At 68.4% G+C, this 25,784-nt stretch carries 20 protein-coding genes; 8 read left to right on the top strand and 12 right to left on the bottom strand.

What is annotated here, in order from left to right:
- The 5 genes from B843_RS03230 to B843_RS03210 all read right to left on the bottom strand — a co-directional run bounded on the left by B843_RS03230 (position 1) and on the right by B843_RS03210 (position 3,935).
- Positions 1 to 840: a TIGR02569 family protein gene (locus B843_RS03230; protein ID WP_025252088.1), complete on the bottom strand. Its 840-nt coding sequence runs from the start codon at positions 838 to 840 to the stop codon at positions 1 to 3.
- Between the two features lie 33 nt (positions 841 to 873).
- Positions 874 to 1,533, bottom strand: a complete 660-nt coding sequence (locus tag B843_RS03225; protein ID WP_025252087.1) for a CE1759 family FMN reductase — start codon at positions 1,531 to 1,533, stop codon at positions 874 to 876.
- Positions 1,534 to 1,540: 7 nt separating this feature from the next.
- On the bottom strand, positions 1,541 to 2,674 hold the full coding sequence (locus B843_RS03220) for a CE1758 family FMN-dependent luciferase-like monooxygenase (RefSeq protein WP_025252086.1): 1,134 nt from the start codon (positions 2,672 to 2,674) through the stop codon (positions 1,541 to 1,543).
- Positions 2,675 to 2,831: 157 nt separating this feature from the next.
- Positions 2,832 to 3,701 carry a DUF3152 domain-containing protein gene (locus B843_RS03215; protein ID WP_025252085.1) on the bottom strand — a complete coding sequence of 290 codons (870 nt, stop codon included), beginning with the start codon at positions 3,699 to 3,701 and terminating at the stop codon, positions 2,832 to 2,834.
- A gap of 6 nt (positions 3,702 to 3,707) precedes the next feature.
- Positions 3,708 to 3,935, bottom strand: a complete 228-nt coding sequence (locus B843_RS03210; protein WP_025252084.1) for a DUF3107 domain-containing protein — start codon at positions 3,933 to 3,935, stop codon at positions 3,708 to 3,710.
- 163 nt (positions 3,936 to 4,098) lie between these two features.
- Between B843_RS03210 and B843_RS03205 the strand changes: the two genes are divergently transcribed.
- Together B843_RS03205 and B843_RS03200 are read left to right on the top strand one after the other, a co-directional pair.
- Positions 4,099 to 5,412, top strand: a complete 1,314-nt coding sequence (locus tag B843_RS03205; protein WP_025252083.1) for a DEAD/DEAH box helicase — start codon at positions 4,099 to 4,101, stop codon at positions 5,410 to 5,412.
- Positions 5,413 to 5,534: 122 nt separating this feature from the next.
- Positions 5,535 to 6,785: an Rv3212 family protein gene (locus tag B843_RS03200; protein WP_025252082.1), complete on the top strand. Its 1,251-nt coding sequence runs from the start codon at positions 5,535 to 5,537 to the stop codon at positions 6,783 to 6,785.
- Positions 6,786 to 6,809: 24 nt separating this feature from the next.
- Here the strand turns inward: B843_RS03200 and B843_RS03195 are convergent, their stop codons facing one another.
- Entirely contained in the window at positions 6,810 to 7,205 is a 396-nt protein-coding gene (locus B843_RS03195; RefSeq protein ID WP_025252081.1) for a hypothetical protein, read from the bottom strand.
- A gap of 595 nt (positions 7,206 to 7,800) precedes the next feature.
- Here B843_RS03195 and B843_RS03190 point away from each other — a divergent pair.
- The 3 genes from B843_RS03190 to B843_RS03185 all read left to right on the top strand — a co-directional run bounded on the left by B843_RS03190 (position 7,801) and on the right by B843_RS03185 (position 17,293).
- A complete protein-coding gene (locus B843_RS03190) occupies positions 7,801 to 8,061 on the top strand; it encodes a WhiB family transcriptional regulator (RefSeq protein WP_025252080.1) in 261 nt (86 codons plus the stop codon).
- A gap of 83 nt (positions 8,062 to 8,144) precedes the next feature.
- A complete protein-coding gene (locus tag B843_RS14255) occupies positions 8,145 to 8,219 on the top strand; it encodes a 50S ribosomal protein bL37 (RefSeq protein WP_370443781.1) in 75 nt (24 codons plus the stop codon).
- Between the two features lie 239 nt (positions 8,220 to 8,458).
- Positions 8,459 to 17,293: a type I polyketide synthase gene (locus tag B843_RS03185; RefSeq protein ID WP_025252079.1), complete on the top strand. Its 8,835-nt coding sequence runs from the start codon at positions 8,459 to 8,461 to the stop codon at positions 17,291 to 17,293.
- A gap of 79 nt (positions 17,294 to 17,372) precedes the next feature.
- Here the strand turns inward: B843_RS03185 and rsrA are convergent, their stop codons facing one another.
- Together rsrA and B843_RS03175 are read right to left on the bottom strand one after the other, a co-directional pair.
- Positions 17,373 to 17,645, bottom strand: a complete 273-nt coding sequence (gene rsrA / locus B843_RS03180) for a mycothiol system anti-sigma-R factor (RefSeq protein ID WP_025252078.1) — start codon at positions 17,643 to 17,645, stop codon at positions 17,373 to 17,375.
- Entirely contained in the window at positions 17,638 to 18,270 is a 633-nt protein-coding gene (locus B843_RS03175; RefSeq protein ID WP_025252077.1) for a sigma-70 family RNA polymerase sigma factor, read from the bottom strand. Before B843_RS03175 ends, rsrA begins: the two co-directional genes overlap by 8 nt.
- 142 nt (positions 18,271 to 18,412) lie before the next feature.
- Between B843_RS03175 and ybaK the strand changes: the two genes are divergently transcribed.
- Entirely contained in the window at positions 18,413 to 18,919 is a 507-nt protein-coding gene (gene ybaK / locus B843_RS03170; protein WP_025252076.1) for a Cys-tRNA(Pro) deacylase, read from the top strand.
- A 2-nt stretch (positions 18,920 to 18,921) separates the two neighbouring features.
- Here ybaK and B843_RS03165 read toward each other — a convergent pair whose 3' ends face one another.
- On the bottom strand, positions 18,922 to 19,602 hold the full coding sequence (locus B843_RS03165; protein WP_025252075.1) for an SOS response-associated peptidase: 681 nt from the start codon (positions 19,600 to 19,602) through the stop codon (positions 18,922 to 18,924).
- A gap of 18 nt (positions 19,603 to 19,620) precedes the next feature.
- Between B843_RS03165 and aroA the strand changes: the two genes are divergently transcribed.
- Both aroA and rsgA read left to right on the top strand, forming a co-directional pair.
- The gene (gene aroA / locus B843_RS03160; RefSeq protein ID WP_025252074.1) at positions 19,621 to 20,934 is read left to right on the top strand and encodes a 3-phosphoshikimate 1-carboxyvinyltransferase; all 1,314 of its coding nucleotides are present in this window, start codon (positions 19,621 to 19,623) and stop codon (positions 20,932 to 20,934) included.
- Positions 20,934 to 21,953: a ribosome small subunit-dependent GTPase A gene (gene rsgA / locus B843_RS03155; RefSeq protein ID WP_025252073.1), complete on the top strand. Its 1,020-nt coding sequence runs from the start codon at positions 20,934 to 20,936 to the stop codon at positions 21,951 to 21,953. Before aroA ends, rsgA begins: the two co-directional genes overlap by 1 nt.
- A 153-nt stretch (positions 21,954 to 22,106) precedes the next feature.
- On the opposite strand, the gene B843_RS03150 is transcribed toward rsgA, so the two are convergent.
- The 3 genes from B843_RS03150 to B843_RS03140 all read right to left on the bottom strand — a co-directional run bounded on the left by B843_RS03150 (position 22,107) and on the right by B843_RS03140 (position 25,629).
- On the bottom strand, positions 22,107 to 23,180 hold the full coding sequence (locus B843_RS03150) for an alkene reductase (protein WP_025252072.1): 1,074 nt from the start codon (positions 23,178 to 23,180) through the stop codon (positions 22,107 to 22,109).
- 77 nt (positions 23,181 to 23,257) lie between these two features.
- Complete coding sequence (locus tag B843_RS03145; RefSeq protein WP_025252071.1) at positions 23,258 to 24,526, bottom strand: fatty acid desaturase family protein; 1,269 nt, start codon at positions 24,524 to 24,526, stop codon at positions 23,258 to 23,260.
- 44 nt (positions 24,527 to 24,570) lie between these two features.
- A complete protein-coding gene (locus tag B843_RS03140) occupies positions 24,571 to 25,629 on the bottom strand; it encodes a ferredoxin reductase (protein ID WP_025252070.1) in 1,059 nt (352 codons plus the stop codon).
- Positions 25,630 to 25,784: the final 155 nt, after the last annotated feature.

The following is a 25,784-nucleotide window of genomic DNA, read 5'->3' as shown; positions in this document are numbered from 1 at the left end:
CTACAGTGTGACAGACACCCGCGACATGACCGCCCCCGCTACCCAATTGAGGTTGGTGCCGGTGTTCGCGGTCGCCTCCGGGTGCAGCGCGTGGACGCACACGCGGTAGGCCAGCGCGCGCAGAAGCAGCTGGTCAATGTGGGGAATGTGGGAGAAGCGGTCGATGATCGCCTCGTCCGTGGCCTCCATCGTCAACGCGTCGACGATGGTGAGCGCGGCGGTGTATCCGAACGGGTGTGCCACCCCCACGAGGTCGGTGACGGTGGGCGCCTGGGTGCCCGCGTAGATGGTCGTGCCGAACATGTCGGCGTGGGTCACCTGGACGGGGGCGTCGATGGGCTTGAGCAGCCGCGAGGTCTTCTCCAGCAGCTCGGCGGAGGTTTCCTGCGCGGGGATCGAGCAGTCGAACTCGACGCGCTCGTAGGGGTTGTCCGACCAGGCCCAGTGATCGGCGATGGAGAAGAGGTCGGACTCGTCGACCTCGTAGAAGGAGTCCGGGATCTCGACCTCTGCTAGGGCCTCGTCGAGCCGCAGCGCCGCCGCGACCGTCTCGTCGACCCGCTTGGTCACGATGCCCGCCACGTAGCTGTTGACCCGCCACCCGGCGTTGGTGAACCGCCCGTCCGCGCTGCGCACCGGGCGCACCACGCGCAGGCCCTGGGGCTTGAGCGTTTCGCGCACCCGCGCGGACCAGGCGCAGCGGTCGTGGTGGGCGACCTGGGAGAAGACCATGGGGCCCACGCGCCAGCCGTAGTCCCAGGCGATGCCGAGCTGCTTGGCCTCGTTGTCGGAGGCGTGGAAGGCGTCGCGGACGTGATCGGGAAGGGCGGTAAATTCCATGTCTCGAGATTCTAGTCTCCAGAGGGCTAACCCTTAGCGTCCCCCGCCGTCGTGTCCGCGCAGCAGGTCGGCAAACGGGCTGGTCGACTTGAGAAGCGGCGAGCCGGTCTCCACCTCCTCGCGGTCCGGGGTGAAGTCGGGCCCGAAGCCCACCACGGCGGCGGTGTCAACGAGGTAGCCCGCCAGCTCGCCCGCCGCGCGCACGATGCGGGTATTCAGGTCGGTCTCCTCCCCGAAGTCGGCGGTCGCGGCGAAGACGGCGGTGGGCATGACCACCGCGCGCAGGTAGGCGAACAGCGGCCGCAGCGCGTGCTCGAGGACGAGGCTGTGGCGGGGCGTGCCCGCGGTGGCGGCGATGATGACGGGCTTTCCCACCAGCGCCTTCGGGTCGAGCGTGTCGAAGAACATCTTGAACATGCCCGAGTAACTGGCGGAGAAGACCGGGGTGGCGGCCACCATGGCGTCGGAAAGCGAAATCTTTTCGTGCAGCGCGGCGAGCCTGGAGGTGAGCACGCCGGTGGCGAAGTAGGTGGTGACGTCCTGGAGGTAGTCGAGGATGGCGACGTGCTCCACCTCGAGCCCCTCGCCGCGCTTGCTCACCTGGGCCACGACCGCATCGGCGATGTCACGGGCGACGGCCTCGGTGCTCGACGGGCGCGAGAGGCCCGCGTGGATGACCAAAAGCTTCTTCATGATGAACCTACTTTCCGCTCGCGGCCAGCGCGGACGCCGGCTGGATCTCGAAGTGATAGTGCTCGGAGCCCGCGGCGACGAGCGAGGCGTGCGTCGGCGGGTCGCTGGGCACGTGCGCGGGCCGGCGCGCCTCGAACTCGCGGCGCAGGACCGGGACGACCTCGGTGCCCAGGATCTCGATCTGCTCGAGCACCACCTCCTGTGGCAGGCCCGCGTGGTCGACGAGGAAGAGCTGGCGCTGGTAGTCGCCCACGGCGTCCGCGTAGCCCAGGTAGCGCTCGATGACCCGGTCGACGGTGCCCACGGTCAGCGGGGTGATCCGCTCGAACTCCTCCAGGCTCGGGCCGTGCCCGTAGACCGGCGCGTTGTCGAAGTAGGGCCGGAAGAAGTCCTTGGCCTTCTTCTCCGTCTCGCCGATGAACACCTGCCCGCCGAGCCCGACGATCGCCTGATCGGCCGAGCCGTGGCCGTAGTACTCGAAGCGCTGGCGGTAGAGGTTGACCATCGCCTGGGTGTGCTCGATGTTCCAGAAGATGTGGTTGTGGAAGAAGCCGTCGCCGTAGAAGGCGGCCTGCTCGGCGATTTCGGTGGAGCGGATCGAGCCGTGCCAGACGAACGGTGGGGTGTCGTCCAGCGGGCGCGGCGTGGAGGTAAAGGACTGCAGCGGGGTGCGGAACTCCCCCGACCACGTCACGTTCTTCTTGCGCCACAAGGTGCGCAGCAGGTGGTAATTCTCGATCGCGAGCGGGATGCCCTTCCTGATGTCCTTGCCGAACCACGGGTAGACCGGCCCGGTGTTGCCGCGGCCAAGCATGAGGTCGATGCGCCCGCCGGCGAGGTGCTGCGCGTAGGCGTAGTCCTCGGCCAGCCGCACGGGGTCGGTGGTGGTAATGAGCGTCGTGGCCGTGGAGAACTGGAGCTTCTCCGTCTGTGCCGCGAGATAAGAAAGGAGGATCGGCGGGTTCGCCGGCGCCGCGAACGGCGGGTTGTGGTGCTGCCCGGTGGCGAACACGTCGAGCCCCACCTCCTCGGCCTTCTTCGCCATCTCGATGGTGTTAAGGATGCGCTGGTGTTCGGTGGGGGTGGTTCCGTTGGTGGGGTCGGTGGTGACATCGCCGATGCTAAAAATTCCGAATTGCATGGGGCCATCATATACCGGTTTTGTTGACGCTTCAACAAGTTTGCTTGCCGACGTCTAAAGCACCGCACCCCAATGAAAAAGGGCAAGGCCCGACCGGTGTGATCGAACCTTGCCCGATAAGCCGCCCGCCTTGGCGTCGACAAGCGAAGGCGAAAGACTACGCGCGCGGATACGGCCAGGGGTTGGCTAGGCAGGTGGCGTTGTAGTCTGGGTAGACCTCGTTCGGGTCAATGCGGAACAGCTCCGAGTTGGACAGGCTGAGCGTCTGCTGCATCATGATCGGCGCGAGCTCGCCGTCCTTGCCGCAGGGCTCGTGGGCGGCATACCCGATGCCGTGGCCGACCTCGTGGTTGATGAGGTACTGGCGGTAGCCGCCGACGTCGCCGTTGAAGGGGGTCGCGCCGCGCACCCAGCGGGACTCGTTGAGCACCACGCGGCCGCCGTCGTTGTAGAAGCAGCTGGTCTCCATGGAGATGTTGCTGCCGCACAGCTCGTGGGTGGTGCCCACCGAGGTGAGCTGGATGTGGAGGTCGGCGTCGTCGCCGTTGGCCACGTGCTCGAAGCGGAACTTCGGATCGGCGACCCAGCTCTTCGGGTTGGTGAGGGTGGCGTCCACCATGGACGAAAACGCGTCGTCGCCGCCGTAGCCGGAGGTGTCCACGCCGTTTTCGACCTCGACGACGTACTTGTAGGTCTTCTCCGTGCCCTGGCCCGCATTCGCGCCCTCGTGGCCGACCTGGCGGTAGGTGGTGTCCCCCTTCTCCGTGTAGGAGCCGCCCGCGGGCAGCTCCTCGGAGGCGGTGCTCATCGAGGTCATGTCGGCCGGGTTGGGCCCGGTGGCACCCTCCCCTCCGTGCGAGGAGGAGGCCGTAGTCCCCACTGTCGGGGAGACGGGCTCAGGGGTCGGCGAAATGAAAACGTCGTACAGCACCCAGATGGTGATGACGCTCAGCACCGGAATCGCGTAGGCACGCCACCCGTATTCCTTGGCAAAGCGGACAAAGAAGCTTTCTTTCGCCGAGGGCATGGGCGCTTACGCTCCCGCGAATCCGACGGTGCGGGCGTTCTGGGTGCCCACCTCGACGTAGGCGATGCGGGAGTTGCGCACGATGTAGCGGTTGCCCTTGTCATCGCTCAGGTCGAGGACGCCGGAGTCGTTGGCGAGCGCCTCGCTCACGCGACCAGCGATCTCTTCCTGGGAGGCGGTGGAGCTGATAACGAGCTCGCGCGGGGAGTCGGCGAAACCAATCTTGATATCCATGAAACGGGATACTCCTTACAGATGTTCGAGTTAAGAAAGTCGTTCTTCGTACCTCTACGTAACGCCTAAGGAGCGAAGAATTGTTCCACCCGGACCGCCAACTTGGGGCCAATTGGCGACAGAACGTGACTAATCGTAGACGGTTACAGATAGTATCAAGGTTGTGTCAGCACCAAATACGCATCCTTCCTTCAAAGAGCTCGGCGTCGCCGTCGAACTGACGCGCGCCATGGCAAAAGAGGGCATCACCCACACCTTTGCCATCCAGGAGCTCACCCTGCCCATCGCCCTCGATGGCCGCGACCTCATCGGCCAGGCTCGCACCGGCATGGGCAAGACCTTGGGCTTCGGCGTCCCGCTCCTGGACCGCGTGTTTGACTCCGCCGACGTCGAGGAGCTCGACGGCACCCCGCGCGCGCTCGTCGTGGTTCCCACCCGCGAGCTCGCCCAGCAGGTCGGCGACGACCTCATCCGCACCGCCGCCGAGACCCCGGTGCGCGTGACCACGATCTACGGCGGACACCCCTTCGAGGACCAGGTCCAGGCGCTCGCCCGCGGCGTCGACGTGGTCGTGGGCACCCCGGGCCGCCTGCTCGATCTTTACCAGCGCGGCAACCTGAAGCTCGACCGCGTGGCCATCCTCGTGCTCGACGAGGCCGACGAGATGCTCGACCTGGGTTTCTTCCCGGACATCGAGAAGATCCTCGAGGCGCTCACGCACTCGCACCAGACCATGCTGTTCTCTGCGACCATGCCGGGACCGGTGCTCACCCTCGCGCGCACCTTCATGACTCAGCCGGTGCACATCCGCGCCGAGGACGTCGGCGCCTCGCAGACCCACGCCACCACCAAGCAGGTCATCTTCCAGGCCCACCGCATGGACAAGCCGGCCGTCACGGCCCGCATCCTGCAGGCCACCGGGCGCGGCAAGACCATCATCTTCTCCCGCACCAAGCGCACCGCCGCCGAGCTCGCCGACGACCTGGCCGCCCGCGGCTTCAGCGTCGCGGCCGTCCACGGCGACCTGGGCCAGGGCGCTCGCGAGACCTCGCTCAACGCCTTCCGCTCCGGCAAGGTGGACATCCTCGTGGCCACCGACGTCGCCGCCCGCGGCATCGACATCGACGACGTCACCCACGTCATCAACTACCAGACCCCGGACGACCCCATGACCTACGTCCACCGCATCGGCCGCACCGGCCGCGCGGGGCACTCCGGTACCGCGGTCACCCTGGTCGGCTACGACGAGATCAACAAGTGGAAGCTCATCAACGACGAGATCGGGCTGGACACGCCCGAGCCGCCGCAGTGGTTTAGCACCTCGCCCGAGCTGTTCGAGGCCCTCGACATCCCGGAGGGCGCCCAGGAGCAGGTCGGCCCCGCGCGCAAGGTCATCGGCGGCGCCCGGGATCGCGCGCGCAGCCCGCGTTCGGGCGGCCGCGGCGAGGGGCGCTCGCGGGGGCGGCGCCGGCACTAGCCACCCGCCCTTCTCTCCGTGCGGGGTGCTAGGCACCCCGCGCGCTGACGCCCCTTTAACATCACCCAAGCAATCCGCCCCAGGTTGCCCTCTCCGCGCGCCGTGAGCGACAATAGGAAACCATGCCCCCACGCACACCAACCGTCGTCCTTGGCCGCAGCCGCAAGAACTGGATCGCGGCCGGGACCATCGGCGCCGTGAGCATCGTGGCGGTGGCCGGGGCGTGGGCGACGGCGCCCATCCGCCAGGCGCAGCTGAACGAGGCCCAGACGCCCTACTCGGCGCCGCAGCAGCCCCCCGCGGTGGCGGCCCAGTACGCGATCGGCTGGCAGGCGCCGGCCGACTCCTTCAATTCCAAGCCCGTCATCGCCGACGGGCTGGTCATCTCCGCCGACACCACCGGCGACACTGGCGCGCGGACCACCATCACCGCGATCGACCCCACCACCGGCGAGGCCGTGTGGAGCTACGACCGCAACGCCGAGCTGTGCTCGCTGGGACAGGCGTGGTCGAAGGTCGTCGCAGACTTCCGCACCGGCGAGGGCTGCGGCGACGTCGTGGCCATCAACGCCGCCACCGGCCAGTACGCGGGCACCCGCAGCGCGATCGCCAGCGAGAACCCCGTCCCGATCTCCTCCAACGACCGCGTCGGCATCGTCTCCGACCAGCGCGTCGAGCTGTGGCGCTCCGACCTCGTGCGCACCGTCGAGTACGGCGACGTCTACGCCAAGCAGGAGGCGAACATGCAGCCGCACGAGGACTGCACGATCCACTCCGCGCTCACCCGCAAGGAGCTGCTCGGGCTCGTCGAGGAGTGCGAGGGCACCGGCTGGCTGCGCTTCCAGAAGGCCACCCCGGAGGATTCCCGCGAGCCGCAGATCACCGCCGACGTCCAGCTGCCCTCCGCCGACGCGCAGATCGTCGCGATCGGCCAGAAGGGCGCGGCGGTCTACGTCTCCTCCCCCAGCCCGCAGATCATTAGCTTCGACAGTTCCGGCCACCAGACCGCGGCGCAGCCGGTCGAGGCGGCGCCGATCCTCCAGGGCCACGAGGGGGTCTTCGCGCCCGCGACGGCGGACCTCCCCCATCACATGACCTGGTTCGACGGCACCCGCATCTACCTGTTTAACCCCGACACGATGGCGATCGAGCGCATCTTCACCGACGCCATCGGCACCGGCACGGCGCTCGGCGACCGGCTTGTCATCCCCACCGTCGCGGGCATGTCCGTGGCCAACTGGGACACCGGCGACATCGAGCGTTCCTTCTCCTACGACCGCGCTGGCTACAGCGGTTCCGTGGGGCTTGTCACCGCCAGCGGCGTCATCGTGGAAAAGCGCGGCACCACGCTCGTTGCGGTTCAGCCGCAATAGGCATTCGCTTGTCGACGCCTACGGCTAGCGGCCGTACTGCGCCGCGGCCCACTCGACGGCCCGGGGGCTAAACGACAGCCCCAGCGCCGCCAGCGCGCTGATCGCGCACACCGCGCCAGCAAGGGCCTGCCCGCCAGCGAACATGTAGTAGCTGATCGGGAGCAGCAGGATCTCCAGCATGATGACGGGGCCGCGCCCCCAGCGCTTGCCGCGCATCATGAGCAGGGCTCCCGCCACGACCGCGCCAAAGACGATGAGCAGGAAGGCCGCGGTACCGAAACCGACCGCCGTGTTGGCATTGTCCGACTCGTAGACGATCGAGGGGTCCGACTTACCCATGAACCCGCGGACGATGAGGATGATGGCGTAGACGATGCCGATCAGCGACTGGCAGATGGCGATGACGCCAGCGTAGATCATGGGCGACGGCGGCTTCAGCCCTTGTGCATTCACGGGGTTTTCGGTACTCACGTCGAACAAGCCTACCGAGCGCCTTCGCGCGGCACGAGCTTTTACCTGCCGTTCACCGCCGCTCCAGCCCCCGTTGGGGTGCCCCGGGCGACATTTCCTTAGAAACCTGTGGCGGGTTGCATTCGCCGCGATTTGACCGCGGCGGCGAATCGATACTCACGCGACCGGAAACAAAACCGCTGGTTACGGAAGAACCGATGCCTGAACGGGCACCAAACCCTCGGTTTCGGGCAGGGAGATGCGGCTCAAATTCGCCCCTCATTTGTGATACTGGCAACAATTTGATACTTAGGTCTAGCGCAGAATCGGCGGACATGTCATTATTTTGAAGTACTTCACGGCAAGCAATGAGAAAACGTTTGCCGAACCTTGGGAAACCGCACAGTAAACGACGCGTAAACCACACAGGTTCAGGACCCGCCTTCTGCGACTGAACTTCGAAAGCCCCGCGCCCCTTCTTTGAGTCCCCTTGACCGGGGGGCTTGGTTTGCGCGCGCCCAACCAAGGAGAAACACACACGTTAGAGATTATTTAAGGAGTAAAGATGGATTGGCGCCACGAAGCCGTTTGCCGCGACGAAGATCCTGAGCTGTTCTTCCCAGTTGGCAACTCCGGTCCCGCCCTCGCCCAGATCGCCGCGGCAAAGGTTGTGTGCAACCGTTGCCCCGTTACCTCTCAGTGCCTCGCATGGGCCCTCGAGACCGGCCAGGACGCCGGCGTCTGGGGCGGCATGAGCGAGGATGAGCGCCGCGCGCTCAAGCGCCGCAAGAACCGCGGCCGCGGCCGCGCCCGCGCAACCATTTAATCCTCCCCCAATTTCTTTCAGGCTTCTACGCTCCACTAAAGTGGGAAGCTGTTATTTTGCCCCAATAAGTGAGGAGTGCCCCCATGAGCCAGCGTGGCCGTAAGCGCAAGGACCGCCGCAAGAAGAAGGCGAACCACGGCAAGCGCCCTAACGCTTAAGTCGTTAGAACAATAAGGAAAGCAGTCAGCATTGTGCTGGCTGCTTTTTTATTTTGCCCAACCTTTCCCAAGCCCCTCGTCGCCCCTCATCACAGCCGCAATTTCAGCCACCCTTCAGGAAGTGACCCATGCCCGGATAAGCACACGATTGTGAATTGCGACATAGCCTCCTTGAAACCTACGCACCCGTAACTTACGCTTGCGTAGGTATTTTATTTTCCCGTTCGAAAGTAGGCTTCATGTCGCTTCCTCGTCTCCCCATCGACGTCCTCAACGGCTCCTCGCTCGGCATCCTGCTGGGCGGCCAGGCCTCCGGCTGGTTCGAGGACCTGCGCGGCTACCGCGACGACGCCGCCACCGCGGCGCGCATCGACAAGGCGCTTGCCGCTGCCCGCCAGCGCCTCGCCCCCATCGCCCGCGAGCTGGGTCAGATCGTCCCGGGCGCCGCCGAGCGCGTGCACGAGATCCTCTCCGGCGCGGACGCCTCTCCCATCGACGCGGAGCCGGCGGTCTCCGTCCCGGCGATCACGGTCGGGCACCTCGCCGCGCTGCGCGCGCTCGCCGACGAGGGGCTGGCATTCGATCGGGTGACCCTCTACCCGCACTCGCAGGCCGTCATCACCTGCGCCATCGCCGACCTCGCCGCCGGTGAGTGGGACGAGCCGCGCGTCATCGACCACCTCGCCTTCACCATCGTGCTCGGCGCCGCCACCTCCCAGGCGCACTTCGGTCGGATGCTGGCCGTGCGCGGGGTGCCGGTGGCGGCGTTGCGCGAGGCGGGCATCCCGCTCGGCGTGATCAACTCCCCCACCCGCGCTGTCGTGAGCGGCACCGGGCAGGAGCTGCGCGAGGTCCGGCAGGCGGTGACGAAGCTCGTCGACAAGCACAATGCGCGCATCGAGGCCCGCGAAGTTGGCGGCGAGCCGATCGAGCTGGTGATGGAGGACCTGGGCATCGACGCCGCCTTCCATCACGAGGGCCTGCGCGACGCCGCCGACCTGGCCGTGGAGTGGTCGACGCGCTGCGGGCTTGCAGTCGACGCGCGCGGGCTCGCCGACGCCATCCTGGTCGAGCCCTTCGAGTGGGCGGTCGGCCGCCACGACTACCTCTTGAGCCTCGACAAGGCGCTCGGCGCCATCACCGCGCCGCACACCGACGCCGTCGTCGTCGACGCCTCCACCCCCGCCCGCCGCGACCGGCTCGCGACCTTCGGCACGCAGCTGCCCGCCCCGCGCGATTACGCGCGCTTTATGCCTCAGCTGGTTTCGCTTCCCGACGGCCTGACGGTGCTGACCACCCGATTCAGCGAGCTCACCGGCTATTCCCCCATCCTGCTCGCCGGGATGACCCCGACCACCGTCGACGCGGGCATCGTCGCCGCGGCCGCCAACGCCGGGCACTGGGCGGAGCTGGCCGGCGGCGGCCAGTACTCGGAGGAGGTCTTCGAGCACAACCAGACCAACCTCCAAAACCTCCTCAAGCCGGGCCGCGCCGCCCAGTTCAACTCCATGTTCTTCGACCGCTACATGTGGAACCTGCAGTTCGGGCAGCAGAAGATCGTGTCCAAGGCCCGCGCGGGCGGGGCCAGCATCAACGGCGTGACCATCTCCGCCGGCATCCCCGAGCTCGACGAGGCGACCGAGCTCATTACCACCCTGCACGCCGAGGGCTTCCCCTACGTCGCGTTCAAGCCGGGCACCGTGGGCCAGATCCGCCAGGTCCTCGCCATCGCCGACGCCAACCCGGGCTTCGACATCATCATGCAGGCCGAGGACGGGCACGCGGGCGGCCACCACTCCTGGGTCGACCTCGAGGAGCTGCTGCTTGCCACCTACGCCGAGATCCGCGACCGCGGCAACGTGGTCGTCGTGGTCGGCGGCGGCATCGGCACGCCCGCCCGCGCCGCGGAGTTCGTCACCGGCTCGTGGGCCGTAAAGCACGGGCGCCAGCCCCTGCCGGTCGACGGCGTGCTGGTCGGCACCGCCGCCATGGCCGCCAAGGAGGCCACCACCTCCCCGCAGGTCAAGGAGCTGCTGAAGGAAACCCCCGGCATCGAGCAGGGCTGGGTCGGGCGGCTCAAGAGCGACGGCGGGATGACCTCCGGCCAGTCGCACCTCCTGGCCGACATGTACGAGATCGACAACGACTTCGCCCGCGCCTCCCGGCTCATCACCAGCCTCGACATCGAGGACTACGCGGCGCACAAGGCCGAGATCATCGAGGCCATCAACAAGACGGCCAAGCCCTACTTCGGCGAGGTCGAGGACATGACCTACGCGCAGTGGGTGCGCCGCTTCGTGGAGCTTGCCTACCCGTTTACCGACCCCACCTGGTCGGACCGCTTCTTCGACCTCCTCCGCCGCGTCGAGGCGCGCCTCGCGGAAGCCGACCACGGCGAGATCCCCACCCTGTTCGCCTCGATCGAGGATGTGGAGGACGCGCCTTGGGCCGTCGACAAGCTCCTGCAAAACTACCCGCAGGCCGACTCTATCCGGGTGCTCCCGCAGGACGCAGCCTGGTTCATCGCGCTCAACCGCAAGCACCACAAGCCGATGCCGTGGGTGCCGATCATCGACGGCGACCTCAAGCGCTGGCTCGGGCTCGACTCGCTGTGGCAGGCCCAGGACGCCTCCTACCCCGCCTCCGCCGTGCGCATCATCCCGGGGCCGATCTCCGTGGGCGGCATCACCGAGATCGACGAGCCCGTCGCCTCCATCCTCGGCCGCTTCGAGAGCGCCTGCATCGAGGCGACAGGCGGCGACGTAAAGCCGCGCTTCTCCCGGCGCGCCGCCACCGCCGAGGAGCTCATCCGCACCGCGCCAACCATCTTCTGGCACGGGCACCTGATCGACAACCCGCTCATCCACCTCGACGACTCCGCCTGCGAGCTCATCGGGGACGACCCCACCCACTTCACGCTGCGCGTTCACGCCGACAGCTACTGGGACGACCTGCCGGAGGGCGAGCGGCCGTTCTACGTCGAGCACGTGGACATCCCGCTGGAATTAACCTCGGCCGCCTACACCGGCGGATCCCCCGTCGTCGACGAGGCGCGCCTGTCCGAGTCCGTTTTCGCGCTGCTCGCGGGCGTGGCGGGCGTGGGCTCCGTCAACGCCGCGGGCCAGGCGGTCACCGACCTCGCGCGCGTGGACCACGACGGCACCGTCAGCGACGAGATCGTCCTGCCGGGATCCCTGCTGCGCACCCACGCGGGCGTCGCGGGCGGCGACCCCGACGAGGTGACCCCGGACGCGCTGGTCGGCCTGTGCTGGCCCGCCATCTACACCGCGCTCGGCACCGGCCGACTCGCCGACGGCTTCCCCGTCATCGAGGGCCTGCTCAACGCGGTGCACCTCGACCACGTCCTGCACCTTTACACCCCGCTCGCCTCGCTGGCAGACGGCCTGCCCATCGCCGTGGAGGGACGCTGCGAGTCCATCGCCGAGTCCGCCTCGGGGCGCGTGGTCACGGTTGTGCTCGCGCTGCGCCGCGACGACGACGTCGTGGCAGAACTCGTGGAGCGCTTCGCCATCCGCGGCCGCGCGCACGGCAAGGAGGCCCCGGTCCCCGCGCCGTCCTACGGCGGCGCCCTGCCCGCCGCGGGGCTGACGGGCACCCCGCGCTCCTTCGTCGCCTCCGCCACGGTCACCGCCCCGCGCGACATGACCGCCTTCGCCACCGTCACCGGCGACTACAACCCGATCCACACCTCCACCGCCGCGGCCCAGCTCGTGGGCCTTTCCGCCCCGCTGGTCCACGGCATGTGGCTGTCCGCCACCGCCCAGCAGCTCGCCGGGCGCGCGGGCGAGGTGGTCGGCTGGACCTACTCCATGTACGGCATGGTGAACCTGGGTGATACGGTCGACATCCAGGTCGAGCGTGTCGGCCGCGTCGGCGTTCAGGCCGCGCTCGAGGTCAGCTGCAAGATCGACGGGGCCGTGGTCTCCCGCGGCCAGGCCCTGCTCGCCGAGCCCGCCATCGCCTACGTCTTCCCCGGCCAAGGCATCCAGGCCGTGGGCATGGGCGCGGGCGACCGCCAGGCCTCCCCCGCGGCGCGCGCCGCCTGGGAGCGCGCCGACGCGCACACCCGCAAGAACCTCGGGTTCTCCATCGTGTCGGTCATCGACGAGAACCCCACCGAGCTCGTCGTGGGCCAGACCCGCTACGCGCACCCGAAGGGCGTGCTCAACCTCACCCAGTTCACGCAGGTCGCGCTCGCCGTGGTCGCCTACGGGCAGACCGCCCGCCTAGGCGAGGCCGACGCGATCAGCGCGCGGCGGATGTTCGCCGGGCACTCGCTCGGCGAGTACACCGCGCTGGCCTGCATGGGCAACCTCTTCGACCTCGAGGCCGTCATCGACATCGTCTTCGCCCGCGGCCAGGCCATGCACAACCTGGTCCCGCGCGACGAGGCGGGTCGATCCAACTACGGGCTGGCCGCACTGCGCCCGAACCTGATCGGGCTGGAGGCCGCCGAGGTCGCGGGCTTCGTGGAGCGCGTGGCCGCCGACAGCGGCGAGTTCCTTGAGATCGTCAACCACAACATCGCGGGCCAGCAGTACGCTGTGGCAGGCACCCTCGCCGGGCTCGCGGCGCTCAAGACCGCCTGTTCGCACCCGAAGGCCTTCGTGCAGATCCCGGGCATCGACGTGCCCTTCCACTCCGCGGTCCTGCGCCCCGGTGTCGAGGCCTTCGCGGCCAAGCTGGACGAGCTCCTGCCCGAGCACATCGACTTAGACGCCCTCGTGGGGCGCTACGTCCCCAACCTGGTCGCCCGCCCCTTCGCGCTCACCGACGAGTTCATCGACTCCATCCGCGAGGTGGTCCCCTCGACCCGCCTCGACGGCGTGCGCGCAGGCGACTTGGAGCCCGAGGCGCTCGCCCGCCTGCTGCTCGTGGAGCTGCTCAGCTGGCAGTTCGCCTCCCCGGTGCGCTGGATCGAGACCCAGGAGCTGCTCTTCGATAGCGTCGACCGCGTCGTCGAGGTGGGGCTCGCCGCCTCCCCGACGCTGACCAACCTGGCTCAGCGCAGCCTGAAGGTCCTAGGCCGCGAGCTCGAGGTGCTCAACGTCGAGCGCGACCAGGAAAAGGTCCAGCTCGAGGACGCGGTGAGCGCGCCCGAGGCGCCCGCACCGGAGCCTGCCGAGGAGGCCGCCGCGCCTTCGCCGGAACCGACACCCGAGCCTCAGCCGGCACCTACCGCCGAGGCCCCGGCACCGGCTCCCGCCCCCGCAGCGGCGGCGAGCGGCCCCCTGCCCGAGCTGCCCTTCGACGCGGCATCGGCCACCTACGCGCTGTTCGCCTACGAGAACAAGCTGCGCACCGACCAGATCGGCGACGCCGACACCCTCGAGCTGCTCACCGGCGGCGTCTCCTCGCGCCGAAACCAGCTGCTCATGGACCTGCCCGCCGAGCTGGGCGTGGCCGCCATCGACGGTGCCGCCGACGCCGAGATGAAGGTGCTGCGCGCCAAGGTCACCGCCGCCGCGCCCACCTACCAGGCGTTCGGCCCCGTCCTCGGCGAGGCCATCTCCGCCCGCCTACGCCAGCTGCTCGGCGCCTCCGGCCGCAAGCCCGCCTTCGTCCGCGAGCACGCCGCCACCTGGGGCATCCCGGAGAGCTGGCTGCCGCACGTCGAACTCGCGCTCCTCCTGGACACCCGCGAGGGGCAGTCCCTGCGCGGCGGCGAGCTCGGCAGCCTGCCCGCGTCGGCGTCGTCCGTCGCCGAGGTCAAGTCGCTTATCGACGCCGCCGTTGGCGCCGTAGCCGCAGCCCACGGGGCGACCCTGGCACCAGCCGGGGCGGCGAGTGCGGGCGGGGTGACCGTCGACAGCGCCGCCCTCGACGCGTTTGCCGAAACCATCACCGGCCCGGAGGGGATCCTGGCCACCACCGCCCGCGGCATCCTCGCCCAGCTGGGCATTTCCGAGGCCACACCCGCCCAGGAGGACAATGACCAGGCCGTCTACGAGGCGATGGACGCCGAGCTCGGCCCCGACTGGCTGGGGCTGGTCGCCCCGGTCTTCGACCCCCGCAAGGCCGTGCTCTTCGACGACCTGTGGGCGTCCGGCCGCGAGCTCCTCGCGCGCGTGGCCACCGGCCAGGCCGACCTGCCCGCCGAGCGCTTCGCCGGCCTCGGCGAGACGCTGGCCGGCCAGGCGGAGTGGTGGGCCGAGCGCACCCCGGTACGCGCGGACCGCCTACGCGCCATCGCGGACGCCGCGCGCGGTGCGGCCGACGAGCCCATGGCCCGGGACGTGGCCATCGTGACCGGCGCCTCGCCCCACTCGATCGCGGCATCGCTCGTCGAAAAGCTGCTGGCGCAGGGCGCGACCGTGATCATGACCGCCTCGCGCATCGACCAGGCGCGCAAGGAATTCGCGCGGCTTCTCTTCGCCGAGCACGCCACCCCGCACGCGAAGCTGTGGCTCATCCCCGCGAACCTGTCCAGCTACCGCGACACCGACGCGCTGGCAGAGTGGGTGGGAACCGAGCAGGTCGAGTCCAAGGGCGGCAAGGCCGTGGTGCTCAAGCCCGCGCTCGAGCCGACCCTCGTCTTCCCGTTCGCCGCGCCGAAGGTCCACGGGCTCATGACCGACGCCGGGCCGGTGCAGGAAAACCAGGCGCGCCTTCTACTGTGGAGCGTCGAGCGGCTCATCGCCGCCGCGGCCCGCTTCAACCTAACTTCCACGGTCCACGCCGTGCTGCCCGGCTCCCCGAACCGCGGCACCTTCGGCGGCGACGGCGCCTACGGCGAGGTCAAGGCGGGCTTCGACGCGCTGATCAACAAGTGGCACGTGGAAAGCGGCTGGCCGGAGAAGATCACCCTGGCCCACGCCCAGATCGGCTGGGTGGCCGGCACCAACTTGATGGGCGGCAACGACCTGCTCGTGCCCAAGGCGCAGGCCGCGGGCATCACCGTCTACACCCCGGACACCATCGCCACCAAGCTCGTGGGGCTTGCCAGCCACGAGTCCCGCGTGCGCGCCTCGGTCTCCCCGCTGGAGGCCGACTTCACCGGCGGGCTGGCCACCACCCCGCTGAGCCTGGCGGACCTGGCCCCCGAGTCCCCCGCCGAGCCCGCGCCGGAGGAAGCGCCGCAGGTGTCCATCCCGGCGCTGCCCACCCCGGTCCTGCGCGAGCAGCCCGGCGCGATCGACACCGGCGAGGTCACGCAGTCGCTCGACGACATGGTCGTCATCGTCGGCCTCGGCGAGGTCAGCTCTTGGGGCTCCGGCCGCACCCGCTTCGAGGCCGAGATGGGCCTGCGCCGCGACGGCTCGGTCGACTTAAGCGCGGCTGGCGTGCTCGAGCTCGCGTGGATGATGCAGCTCATCCAGTGGAAGGAGGACCCAGTACCCGGCTGGTACGACGCCGACGACCACCAGGTCGCCGAGGAGGACATCTACGACCGCTTCCGCGACGAGGTCGTAGCCCACTGCGGCATCCGCGAGCTGTCGGACAAGTTCTTCCTCAACGACAAGGGCTCCATCGACGCCTCGGAGGTGTTCCTCGACAAGGAGATCACCTTCACCGTCGCAAGCGAGCAGGCGGCCCGCGAGTACCTCGAGGCCGACCCGCAGTTCACCGCCATCGCCCCGGCCGAGGACGGCGAGTGGGCCGTGACCAGGGCGAAGGGCGCGACTGCGCGCGTGCCGCGCAAGGCCACGCTCACCCGCTTCGTGGCGGGCCAGATGCCCGACAACTTCGACCCGACCCGCTGGGGGATCCCCGCCTCCATGGTCTCCTCCATCGACCGGATCGCCGCGTGGAACCTGGTCACCGCCGTCGACGCCTTCCTCTCGGCGGGCTTTAGCCCCGCGGAGCTGCTCCAGGCCGTGCACCCCGGCGCGATCTCCTCCACGCAGGGCACCGGCATCGGCGGCATGGAGTCGCTGCACAAGGTGTTCGTCAGCCGCTTCATCGGCGAGGATCGCCCGAGCGACATCCTCCAGGAGGCGCTGCCGAACGTCGTCGCCGCGCACGTCATGCAGTCCTACATCGGAGGGTACGGCCAGATGATCCACCCGGTCGCCGCGTGCGCCACCGCGGCGGTCTCCGTCGAGGAGGCCGTGGACAAGATCAAGCTGGGCAAGTCGGACGTGGTGGTCGCCGGCGGCATCGACGACGTCCAGGTCGAGTCGCTGACGGGCTTCGGCGACATGAACGCCACCGCGGACACCCAGGAGATGCTCGACAAGGGCATCGACGCCCGCTTCATCTCCCGGGCCAACGACACCCGGCGCGGCGGCTTCCTCGAGGCCGAGGGCGGCGGCACGGTCATCCTCGCCCGCGGCAGCGTCGCAGCACAGCTGGGGCTGCCTGTGCTCGCCGTGGTCGCCCACGCCCAGTCCTACGGCGACGGCGTGCACACCTCGATCCCGGCGCCCGGGCTCGGCGCGCTCGGCGCGGCCCGCGGCGGCGAGAACTCCCCGCTCGCCCGCTCGCTGCGCGCACTCGGGCTTAGACCCGACGACGTGCAGGTGGTGAGCAAGCACGACACCTCCACCAACGCCAACGATCCCAACGAGTCGCTACTGCACGCGCGGCTGTGGGCGCACCTGGGCCGCAGCGCCGACAACCCGCTGTTCGTGGTCTCGCAGAAGTCGCTCACCGGCCACGCGAAGGGCGGCGCCGCTCTGTTCCAGATGGGCGGGCTCGTGGACATCTTCGCCCACGGTCGCCTACCCGGCAACGTCAGCCTCGACAACGTCGACCGCGAGCTCGAGGCCAAGTCCGGCCCGCTGGTGTGGCTGAAGTCGCCGTTCGAGGTCGGCCAGGTCAAGGCGGGCGTGCTCACCTCGCTCGGCTTCGGCCACGTCTCCGCCGTCGTTGTCCTCGCCCACCCGGGCGTTTTCGCCAAGGTCGCGGGCGAGGCCTGGCGCGAGCAGGCGACCCGCCGCCTCAACGAGGGCCGCGCCCGCGTGGAGAAGGGCATGCTCGGCCGCGCGCCGTTGTTCGAGCTGCCCGAGCACCGCCGCCTGCCCGAGCAGGATACGGAGGCCGCCGAGATTGCCATGCTGCTTTCCGACGCCTCGCGGCTGGGAAGCGACGGGTTCTACCCCGGCGCCTAGCAGGTAAAAAAGGGCTGGCCGGACGCACCTTCAACGGGGTGTCGTCCGGCCAGCCTTGGCGTCGATAAGCGAAAAGCGACTAGCGCTCGGTGATGGTAAACCGCTCCACGCGGATGGAATAGGTGATTTTCTCCCGCAGCGTCTTGGGAGCTGGGCCGCAGCAGCACTTGCGCAGGAGTTTGCGCAGGTCGGCCTCGGCCTCGAAGCGGGCGCGGCACTCGGGGCAGGTCTCGAGGTGGCGCTCAAGCCGCGCGCACTCGTCGGGGGTGAGCTCGCGGTCGAGGAGCGCGTACATCTGCAGGTGCAGCTCTTCGCAGTTGCAGCCGCACTTTTTTGCTCCGTCGTTACTCATGAGTGCTCGCTTTCTCCGCTTTCTTCTTCGGCGCCGCCGCGTCGAGCCCGATGCCGTGTTCGTGGGCTACGTCCTTCAACGCATCACGCAGCTGTTTTCTTCCACGATGCAGGCGTGACATGACAGTTCCCAGGGGCGTGCCCATGATCTCGGCGATCTCCTTGTAGGGAAGGCCCTCGACGTCGGCGTAGTAGACCACCATGCGGTAGTCGTCGGACAGCGCGTTCATCGCATCCGCGATCTTCTTGTCCGGGAGGTTCTTCAACGCCTCGACCTCAGCGGATTCAAGGCCGGTGGACTCGTGCGAGGAGGTCTCCAGCAGCTGGTAGTCGGTGACGTCCTCGGTGGAGGACTGGTACGGCTGGCGCTGCTTTTTGCGGTAGGTGTTGATGTACGCGTTGGTCATGATGCGGTACAGCCACGCCTTGAGGTTGGTTCCCTCCTTGAAGGAGTCGAAGGCCTGGAACGCCTTGACGTAGGTCTCCTGGACCAGGTCCTCGGCGTCGGCGGGGTTGCGGGTCATGCGCAGCGCGCCGCCGTAGAGCTGGTCCAGGAGCGGAAGGGCTTCTTCCTCAAACCGCTTGCCCAGGGCGGACCCGGGCGCGGGCGGAGTTTTCGATGCCAATGGTCAGGACTCTTTTCTTTGACTTCAGGGCGTAGGGCGTGCCCGCGCGGGGCTTTTCGACGCCCCGGGGCACTACCCCACCATCTTACGTGGCATCTGCGCGATTCCCGCCACGACCGCCGCGCGGTGTAAGCATGTATCTATGAGCAAGAAGAAGCAGCCGCATGCCGCCACCCCAGCGCTCAAGGTCCTGGAGGAGGCGGGCATCGCCCACACCGTGAGCACCTTCGAGGGCGGCACCGACCACTTCGGCGACCAGGCCGCGGCGGCGCTCGACGTGGAGGCCGACCGCATCTTCAAGACGCTGGTCATCGACCTCACCGCGGGCAAGGGCCCCAAGCGGGAGCTGGCAGTGTGCTGCCTGCCGGTGACCAGCCAGCTGAGCCTGAAGAAGGCCGCGGCCGCCTTCGGCGCATCCAAGGCCACGATGGCCGACCAGCACGACGCCGCGAAGTCCTCCGGCTACATCCCCGGCGGCATCTCGCCGATCGGGCAGAAGAACCCGCTGCCCACCGTCGTCGACGAGACCGCGATCCTGTGGGAGACCATCTTCGTCTCCGGCGGGCGCCGCGGGCTCGACGTGGAGCTTTCCCCCGACGACCTCGTCTCGGTCGTGGGCGGGTCGTTCGCCGACCTGCTCGCCGAGTAGTTCTACGCCTGCTCCGCGATGAGCTCGGGGTAGTCGTTGCGCACGCTGCCCACAGCCCGATCCGCGGGCCGCACGGTAAACCTCGAGATCAGCTCGTCGGGGGCCGGGTGCAGGAGCTCGGCCGCCTCCTCGGGCGTGCCGAAAAGCCACGTAGCGTATTCGTCGGCAAGCAAAAAGCGCGGCATGCGGTCGTGCACCCAGTCAAGGGGCGGGCGGGATGCGGTGGTGATCATGGTGGCGGACAGGCGGTCGAGGCCGGTGGCCCACAGCCCCGCGACCCAGACGACCTCGCCGGTGGTGATCCACTGCGGGGTCTTGGTGGGCTTCGTGCCCTTGCCCGCGGGCTCGTCCACGTGCCACTCGTAGTAGCCGTCCATGGGGATGAGGCAGCGGCCGTGCTTGAAGGCGTCCCGGAAGCTCGGCTTGGAGGTCACGGTCTCGCAACGGGCGTTGAACAGCGGCGGGCCGGACTCGTCCTTCTTCCAGTGCGGCAGCAGCCCCCAGCGGGCCGGCTCGATGGTGGCCTCCTTCGGCGAGGAGCCGGGGCGCAGGATCGGGATGATCTGGGTGGGCGCGATGTTGTAGCGCGCGGGAGGCAGGCCCGCGGGTGCGTGGACCTCGGAAAATCCGGGGACTTTGAGGAGGGTGGCCTCGGAGCTGAACAATACGAATCTGCCGCACATGCCTCTATTATGTAGTACATGAGCAACCAGAGCGCAGCATTGTGGAAGGCACCTACCGTCAGCGGGCCGGTGGTGGCAACTGTCCAGATCCCCGGGTCCAAGTCGATCACCAACCGCGCCTACGTTCTGGCCGCCATCGCCTCCACGCCGTCGACCATCGAGGGTGCGCTGCGCTCGCGCGACACTGACCTCATGATGAAGGCCCTCCAGGCGCTCGGCGTCATCTTCTACGAGGACTCCACCACCCACGGCACCGACTCCATCACCATCCGCGTGGAGCCGTCCGAGCTGCACGGCGGCGTGGTCGACTGCGGCCTGGCGGGCACGGTCATGCGGTTCGTACCCCCGGTGGCCGCGCTGGTGGAGGGCTCGGTCTTCTTCGACGGCGACCTGCAGGCCCGCAAGCGCCCGATGGGTCAGATCCTCGAGGGCCTGCGCGCGGCGGGGGTCAAGGTCAAGGGCAACGCGCTGCCCTTCGAGGTCGACGGCGACGGCCGCCCGGAGGGCGGCGTGGTCGAGATCGACGCCTCCGGCTCCTCCCAGTTCGTCTCCGGCCTGCTGCTGTCCGCGCCGCGCTACGCCAAGGGCATCACGCTCAAGCACTCCGGCGGCAGGCTGCCGAGCATGCCGCACATCGAGATGACCGTGCAGATGCTGCGCCAGGCGGGCATCACCGTGGACACCTCCGTGGAAAACCAGTGGAAGGTGCGCCCCGGCGAGGTGCGCGGCCGCACGTGGTTCGTCGAGCCGGACCTGTCCAACGCCACCCCGTTCCTCGCCGCCGCGGCCGTCACCGGCGGGCGCGTCACCATCCCGAACTGGCCGATCCAGACCACCCAGCCGGGCGACGTCATCCGTGACATCCTCGCGCGCATGGGCTGCACCGTCGAGCTGTCCGCGCGCGGCGCCACCCACGACCTCATCGTCGAGGGCCCGGCGAGCGGCAGGCTGAAGGGCATCATCATCGACATGTCCGACATCGGCGAGCTCGCCCCCACCGTCGCCGCCCTGGCCGCGCTCGCATCCACCCCGTCGGAGATCACGGGCATCGCGCACCTGCGCGGGCACGAGACCGATCGCCTCGCCGCCCTCTGCGCCGAGATCACCGGCATCGGCGGCACGTGCATTGAGCTTTCCGACGGCCTTCGGATCGAACCCGCAACCCTCCACGGGGGCCAGTGGCACTCCTACGCCGACCACCGCATGGCCACCGCCGGCGCCATCATCGGCCTGAAGGTCCCCGGCGTGGAGGTGGAAAACATCCAGACCACGGCGAAGACCCTCCCCGGCTTCGAGACCAAGTGGGCGGCCATGCTGGACGGCGCCTGCTGATGGCTCGCAGCTCGAGGTTCCGCGGCGACAGGAGCTACGACGAGTCGGACGTGCGGATCCGGCCCGGCAAGGGCTCGCGCCCGCGCACCAAGGATCGCCCGACCCACGACGACGCCGAGTTCGGCATGGTCGTGACCAAGGACCGCGGCCGCTGGGGCGTGGTCTTGGACGGCCAGGACGACCCGGTCGTGTGCATGCGCGCCCGGGAGATGGGCCGCACGCCGGTCGAGGTCGGCGACCGCGTCGGCGTGGTCGGCGACACCTCGGGCCGCCCGGGCAGCCTCGCGCGCATCGTCAAGCTCGCCGAGCGCACCTCGGTGCTGCGCCGCACCGCCGACGACACCGACCCCTACGAGCGCATCGTCGTGGCCAACGCCTCGCAGCTGCTCATCGTCTGCGCGGTGGCCGATCCCCCGCCGCGCTCCGGTTTCGTCGAGCGCGCCCTCGTCGCCGCCTTCGTCGGACACCTGCAGCCGATCATCTGCCTGACCAAGTCGGACCTCGCCGACCCCTCCGAGTTCGCCGCCGAGTTCGACGCGCTCGACGTGCCCGTCGTCGTCTGCGGCGTCGAGGACGACCTCACCCCGGTCAGCGAGATCGTCGACGGCTCGCTCACCGCGCTCATCGGGCACTCGGGCGTGGGCAAGTCGACGCTGGTCAACCGCCTGGTCCCCGACGCCTTCCGCGAGACCGGCGAGGTCTCCGGCGTGGGCAAGGGCCGCCACACCTCCACGCAGGCGGTGGCGCTACGACTTCCCGCGGGCGGCTGGATCATCGACACCCCCGGCATCCGCTCCTTCGGGCTGGCCCACGTCGACGCGGACACCGTCGTCGGCGTCTTCGAGGACCTAGCGCGCGCCGTCGAGGACTGCCCGCGCGGCTGCACGCACATGGGACCTCCCGCCGACCCGGAGTGCATGCTCGACGACTTCGACCCTGACTCCGCGACTGGGCGGCGCGTCCAGGCGGTGCGCAAGCTTTTGGGCGCGCTGCGGACGAACGTCGAGTGGGAGAGCTAGGCCCCCATAAGAAACCACCGTCCGGAGCCACAGATGTAGGGCCGGACGGTGGTTTTTTACGCGCGAGATATGCGCTTTTCGTATACATGGGCTGATCCATACGCAGAGTGCATATGTTCGCCGCCCTTGCGGGTGTGTTTTCGCTGGTCGAAGCTACTCGGCAAACGGGTAGTCGGTGTAGCCGCTCGCGCCACCCGTGTAGAAGGTCTTCGGGTTTGGCACGTTGAGAGCGAGGCCTTCCTTCCAGCGGCGGACCAGGTCGGGGTTGGCGATGAGCTCGCGCCCGACCGCGACGGCGTCGGCGTGGCCGCCCTCGACGATCTCGCGGGCCTCGTCGAGCTCGGTGACCTTGCCAAAGCCGGAGTTGAGGATGACGAAGCCGCCGAAGCGCTCCTTCAGGTGCGCGACGAACTCGCCCGCGTAGTCGGCGTGCAGGATGGACAGGTAGGCAAGGCCGAGGTCCTTGATGCCGTCGAGAAGCGCGTCGTAGGTGGCCACGACGTCCGCGTGGTCGTCCTCGATGACGCCCTGGACGTTGTGCTCCGGCGAGATGCGCAGGCCCACGCGCTCGGCGCCGACCTCCGCGACGACCGCGCGCACGACCTCGATGACGAAGCGGGCGCGGGCCTCGGGCGAGCCGCCGTAGGCGTCGGTACGCGTGTTAGAACTCGGGGCGAGGAACTCGTGGAGGAGGTAGCCGTTCGCGCCGTGCAGCTCCACCCCGTCGAGGCCGGCGTCGATGGCGCGGCGCGCGGCGGCCACGAACTCGTCACGGATGCGCGGCAGCTCGTTGGTCTCGAGCGCGCGCGGCACCGGCAGCGGCACCTTGCCCGCTGGCGTGTGCGTGATGGTGCCGGACGCGATCGCAGACGGCGCCTCCGGCTCCTGGCCGCGGTTCATCGACGGGTGCGTCATGCGACCGGCGTGCATGATCTGCATGACCAGCGTGCCGCCCTTGGCGTGCACCGCCTCGGCCACCTGCCGCCACCCAGCCTGCTGATCGGCGTTGGCGATGCCCGCCTGCCCCTCGAAGCCGCGGCTGACGAAGGTCGGGAACGTGCCCTCCGTGACCACGATGCCAGCGCCCGCGCGCTGGGAGTAGTACTCGGCGTGCAGCGCGCTGGGGATGCCGTCCTCGTCGGCACGCATGCGGGTCAGGGCCGCCATCGTGACCCGGTTATTCAGCTGAAGTGCGCCCGCGGTCGCGGGATCAAACAAAGAAACCATACGTTGTACAACGCATGGTTCCTTCTTAATTATTCCCCGTCGATGGCTTTTGCTTATCGACGTCTATAGTCGGTTGTCTAACGGCGACCCGAGTAGTGCTTGACCACGTCGACCACGGTCGGGCGCAGCTTCTTCAGCAGCTTCAGGCCGGTGCGCAGGCCGGAGCGGCCCTTGTCGGTCTCGCCGACCCACAGCTGGCTCTCGACCTCCGGGTACTTGGTGAAAGCCGCGTTGGAGCGCACCTCGGGCGCGTTGTCGCGGTCGGCGACCAGGTACTTGTTCGGCAGGGTGAGCTTGAGGATGGTCTTTTCCACCTTGAACAGCTGCACCGGGAAGGAGGCGACGTTGTACGGCAGGTCGTACTCTTCGCACAGCGCCTTGACCTTCGTGCCCACCTCGGCGAGCCGGTTGGACGGCATGTCGGGGAACAGGTGGTGCTCAATCTGGTAGTTCAGGTTGCCGGAGAGGATCGTCAGCAGCTTGCCGCCGCTGAAGTTCGCCGAACCGAGCATCTGGCGCAGGTACCACTGGTTGTGGTCCTCGGTCTTGAACTGCTCCTTGGTGAAGGTCTCCGTCTCGTCCGGGAAGTGGCCGCAGAAGATGACGGCGTAGGCCCACAGGGAGCGCACCAGGTTGGCGGTGAGGTTCGCGGTGAGCGAGTGGCCGAAGTTCTTGCCCGACAGCGCCGGGTAGAACACGAAGTCACGCGCGGTCTGGCGACCGGCCTTGCGGGTGGTCTCCCAGAACTTCTCCTTGGTGTCCTCCCAGGTCGCACGCCCCACGAAGTAGCGGCCCAGCTCCACATCGTAGTAGCCCACGGCCCACTCGAACAGGGTGGCCAGCACGGTGTTGATCACCGGCTGGAAGGCGTGCATCGGGGTCCACTTGCGGTCGCGGGTCACGCGCAGGATGCCATATCCCACGTCGTTGTCCATGCCGAGCACGTTGGTGTAGGTGTGGTGGATGTAGTTGTGGGAGTGCATCCACTGCGAGGACGGGCAGACGATGTCCCACTCCCAGGTCGTGGAGTGGATCGTGGGGTCGTTCATCCAGTCCCACTGGCCGTGGAGGACGTTGTGCCCGATCTCCAGGTTCTCCAGGATCTTGGAGGTGGACAGCAGGGTGGTGCCCAGCCACCACATTTTCTTGTTGCCGCTAAACAGCAGCGCGATGCGGGAAGCGACCTCGATGCCGCGCTGCGTGCGGATGAGGTTCTTGATGTAGGCGACGTCCTTGGGGCCGAGGGAGTCGGTGACTTCCTTCTTGATCTCGTCGAGGCGGGCGCCGATGGCCGCGATGTCCTCGTCGGTGAGGTGCGAATAGGCTTTGATGTTATCGATTGCCATAGTGTTCCTTTGGTCTTATGCGTTCGGGGGCGGCGTGTGGGCGGTTAGGCCTCGACGATCAGGTCACCGTTGGCCACGCACACGCAGGTGCGCACGCGCGAGCCCGCCTCGTGGGTCTCGCCGGTGACGAGGTTGTGGGCGTGCCCCTCCACGAGCGGGCGCACGCAGGTGTGACACACCCCCATGCGGCAGCCGAAGGGCAGGTTAACACCCGCCTTCTCCCCCGCCTCGAGGATCGTGGTGGCGCCGTCGACCTCGATGCTGGCGCGCCCGGGGAAGGTGATGGTGCCACCCTGGGCGTCGGAAATGCGATCGAGGGTGAAGCGCTCCGTCTTGAGCTCGACGCCAGCGTCCTTGGCCCAGGCCTCCATCTCGTCGAGCATCTCGGCGGGGCCGCAGGCATAGACAACGCGGTCGGTGATGTCGGGGACGATCTGGTCGATGTTCTCCGGGGTGACGCGGCCCTCCTCGCTGGTGATGCGAGTGTGAACCTTAAACTGCGGGTGCTCCTTCTGCAGGCGCGCGAGCTCGTCGGCGAAGAGCACGTCCTCGCGGGTGCGGCTGGAGTGAACGAGCACGACATCGCTGCCCTCGAACTGCCTGCGCTCGGCCATGGTGCGCAGCATGGAGATGACCGGGGTGATGCCGGTGCCCGCGGTGACGAACGCGAGCTTTGCCGGCACGGGGTCGGTGAGGTGGAAGTCGCCCGACGGCGCCAGCAGGCGGATGGTGGTGCCGGGCTGCACGTTGCCGACGAGGTGGTTGGACAGCTTGCCCTTCTCCACCGCGCGGACGGTGATGCTCAGAGTTCCCGCCACGTGGCCGGGGGCGTTGGTCAGTGAGTAGGAGCGCCACGTGTAGCGGCCGTCGACGAGCACGCCGATGCCGATGTACTGGCCCGCATGGAAGGAGGTGGGCACGCCCCAGCCGGGCGTGATGTCGAGGTGGACGACGTCGCCTTCTCGGCGGACGCGTTCGATCTTGCCGCGCAGCTCGCGCGTGGACCACAGCGGGTTGATCAGCGCTGAATAGTCGTCTGGAAGCAGCGGCGTGGTGAATCGCTGGAGGATGCCACGCACTTTTGCCAGCTTGTCAGAGGGCACAGGTTCCCCTTAGAAGGTTTCGGTGCAAAAAGTTACGGATTCGTAGCCTACGCTACCGTAAGGTTCTTGTCTACCTACTTGCTTGTTGCTTTTCGACGCCTAACTATTACATCGCCCACCCCCAGCAGGAAGGCGACCTCGCATCCTCCTCTACC

It is taken from the genome of Corynebacterium vitaeruminis DSM 20294, from assembly GCF_000550805.1.
Classification (GTDB): domain Bacteria; phylum Actinomycetota; class Actinomycetes; order Mycobacteriales; family Mycobacteriaceae; genus Corynebacterium; species Corynebacterium vitaeruminis.
The sequence above is the reverse complement of the archived record's forward strand: the minus strand, read 5'-3'. Positions and strand labels throughout refer to the sequence as shown.

Bases quoted from the DNA above. Each gene is read 5' to 3' on its own strand.
- B843_RS03230 (WP_025252088.1), bottom strand. From the start codon at position 840: ATGGAATTTACCGCCCTTCCCGATCACGTCCGCGACGCCTTCCACGCC.
- B843_RS03225 (WP_025252087.1), bottom strand. From the start codon at position 1,533: ATGAAGAAGCTTTTGGTCATCCACGCGGGCCTCTCGCGCCCGTCGAGC.
- B843_RS03220 (WP_025252086.1), bottom strand. From the start codon at position 2,674: ATGCAATTCGGAATTTTTAGCATCGGCGATGTCACCACCGACCCCACC.
- B843_RS03215 (WP_025252085.1), bottom strand. From the start codon at position 3,701: ATGCCCTCGGCGAAAGAAAGCTTCTTTGTCCGCTTTGCCAAGGAATAC.
- B843_RS03210 (WP_025252084.1), bottom strand. From the start codon at position 3,935: ATGGATATCAAGATTGGTTTCGCCGACTCCCCGCGCGAGCTCGTTATC.
- B843_RS03200 (WP_025252082.1), top strand. From the start codon at position 5,535: ATGCCCCCACGCACACCAACCGTCGTCCTTGGCCGCAGCCGCAAGAAC.
- B843_RS03195 (WP_025252081.1), bottom strand. From the start codon at position 7,205: ATGATCTACGCTGGCGTCATCGCCATCTGCCAGTCGCTGATCGGCATC.
- B843_RS03190 (WP_025252080.1), top strand. From the start codon at position 7,801: ATGGATTGGCGCCACGAAGCCGTTTGCCGCGACGAAGATCCTGAGCTG.
- B843_RS03185 (WP_025252079.1), top strand. From the start codon at position 8,459: ATGTCGCTTCCTCGTCTCCCCATCGACGTCCTCAACGGCTCCTCGCTC.
- rsrA (WP_025252078.1), bottom strand. From the start codon at position 17,645: ATGAGTAACGACGGAGCAAAAAAGTGCGGCTGCAACTGCGAAGAGCTG.
- ybaK (WP_025252076.1), top strand. From the start codon at position 18,413: ATGAGCAAGAAGAAGCAGCCGCATGCCGCCACCCCAGCGCTCAAGGTC.
- B843_RS03165 (WP_025252075.1), bottom strand. From the start codon at position 19,602: ATGTGCGGCAGATTCGTATTGTTCAGCTCCGAGGCCACCCTCCTCAAA.
- aroA (WP_025252074.1), top strand. From the start codon at position 19,621: ATGAGCAACCAGAGCGCAGCATTGTGGAAGGCACCTACCGTCAGCGGG.
- rsgA (WP_025252073.1), top strand. From the start codon at position 20,934: ATGGCTCGCAGCTCGAGGTTCCGCGGCGACAGGAGCTACGACGAGTCG.
- B843_RS03150 (WP_025252072.1), bottom strand. From the start codon at position 23,180: ATGGTTTCTTTGTTTGATCCCGCGACCGCGGGCGCACTTCAGCTGAAT.
- B843_RS03145 (WP_025252071.1), bottom strand. From the start codon at position 24,526: ATGGCAATCGATAACATCAAAGCCTATTCGCACCTCACCGACGAGGAC.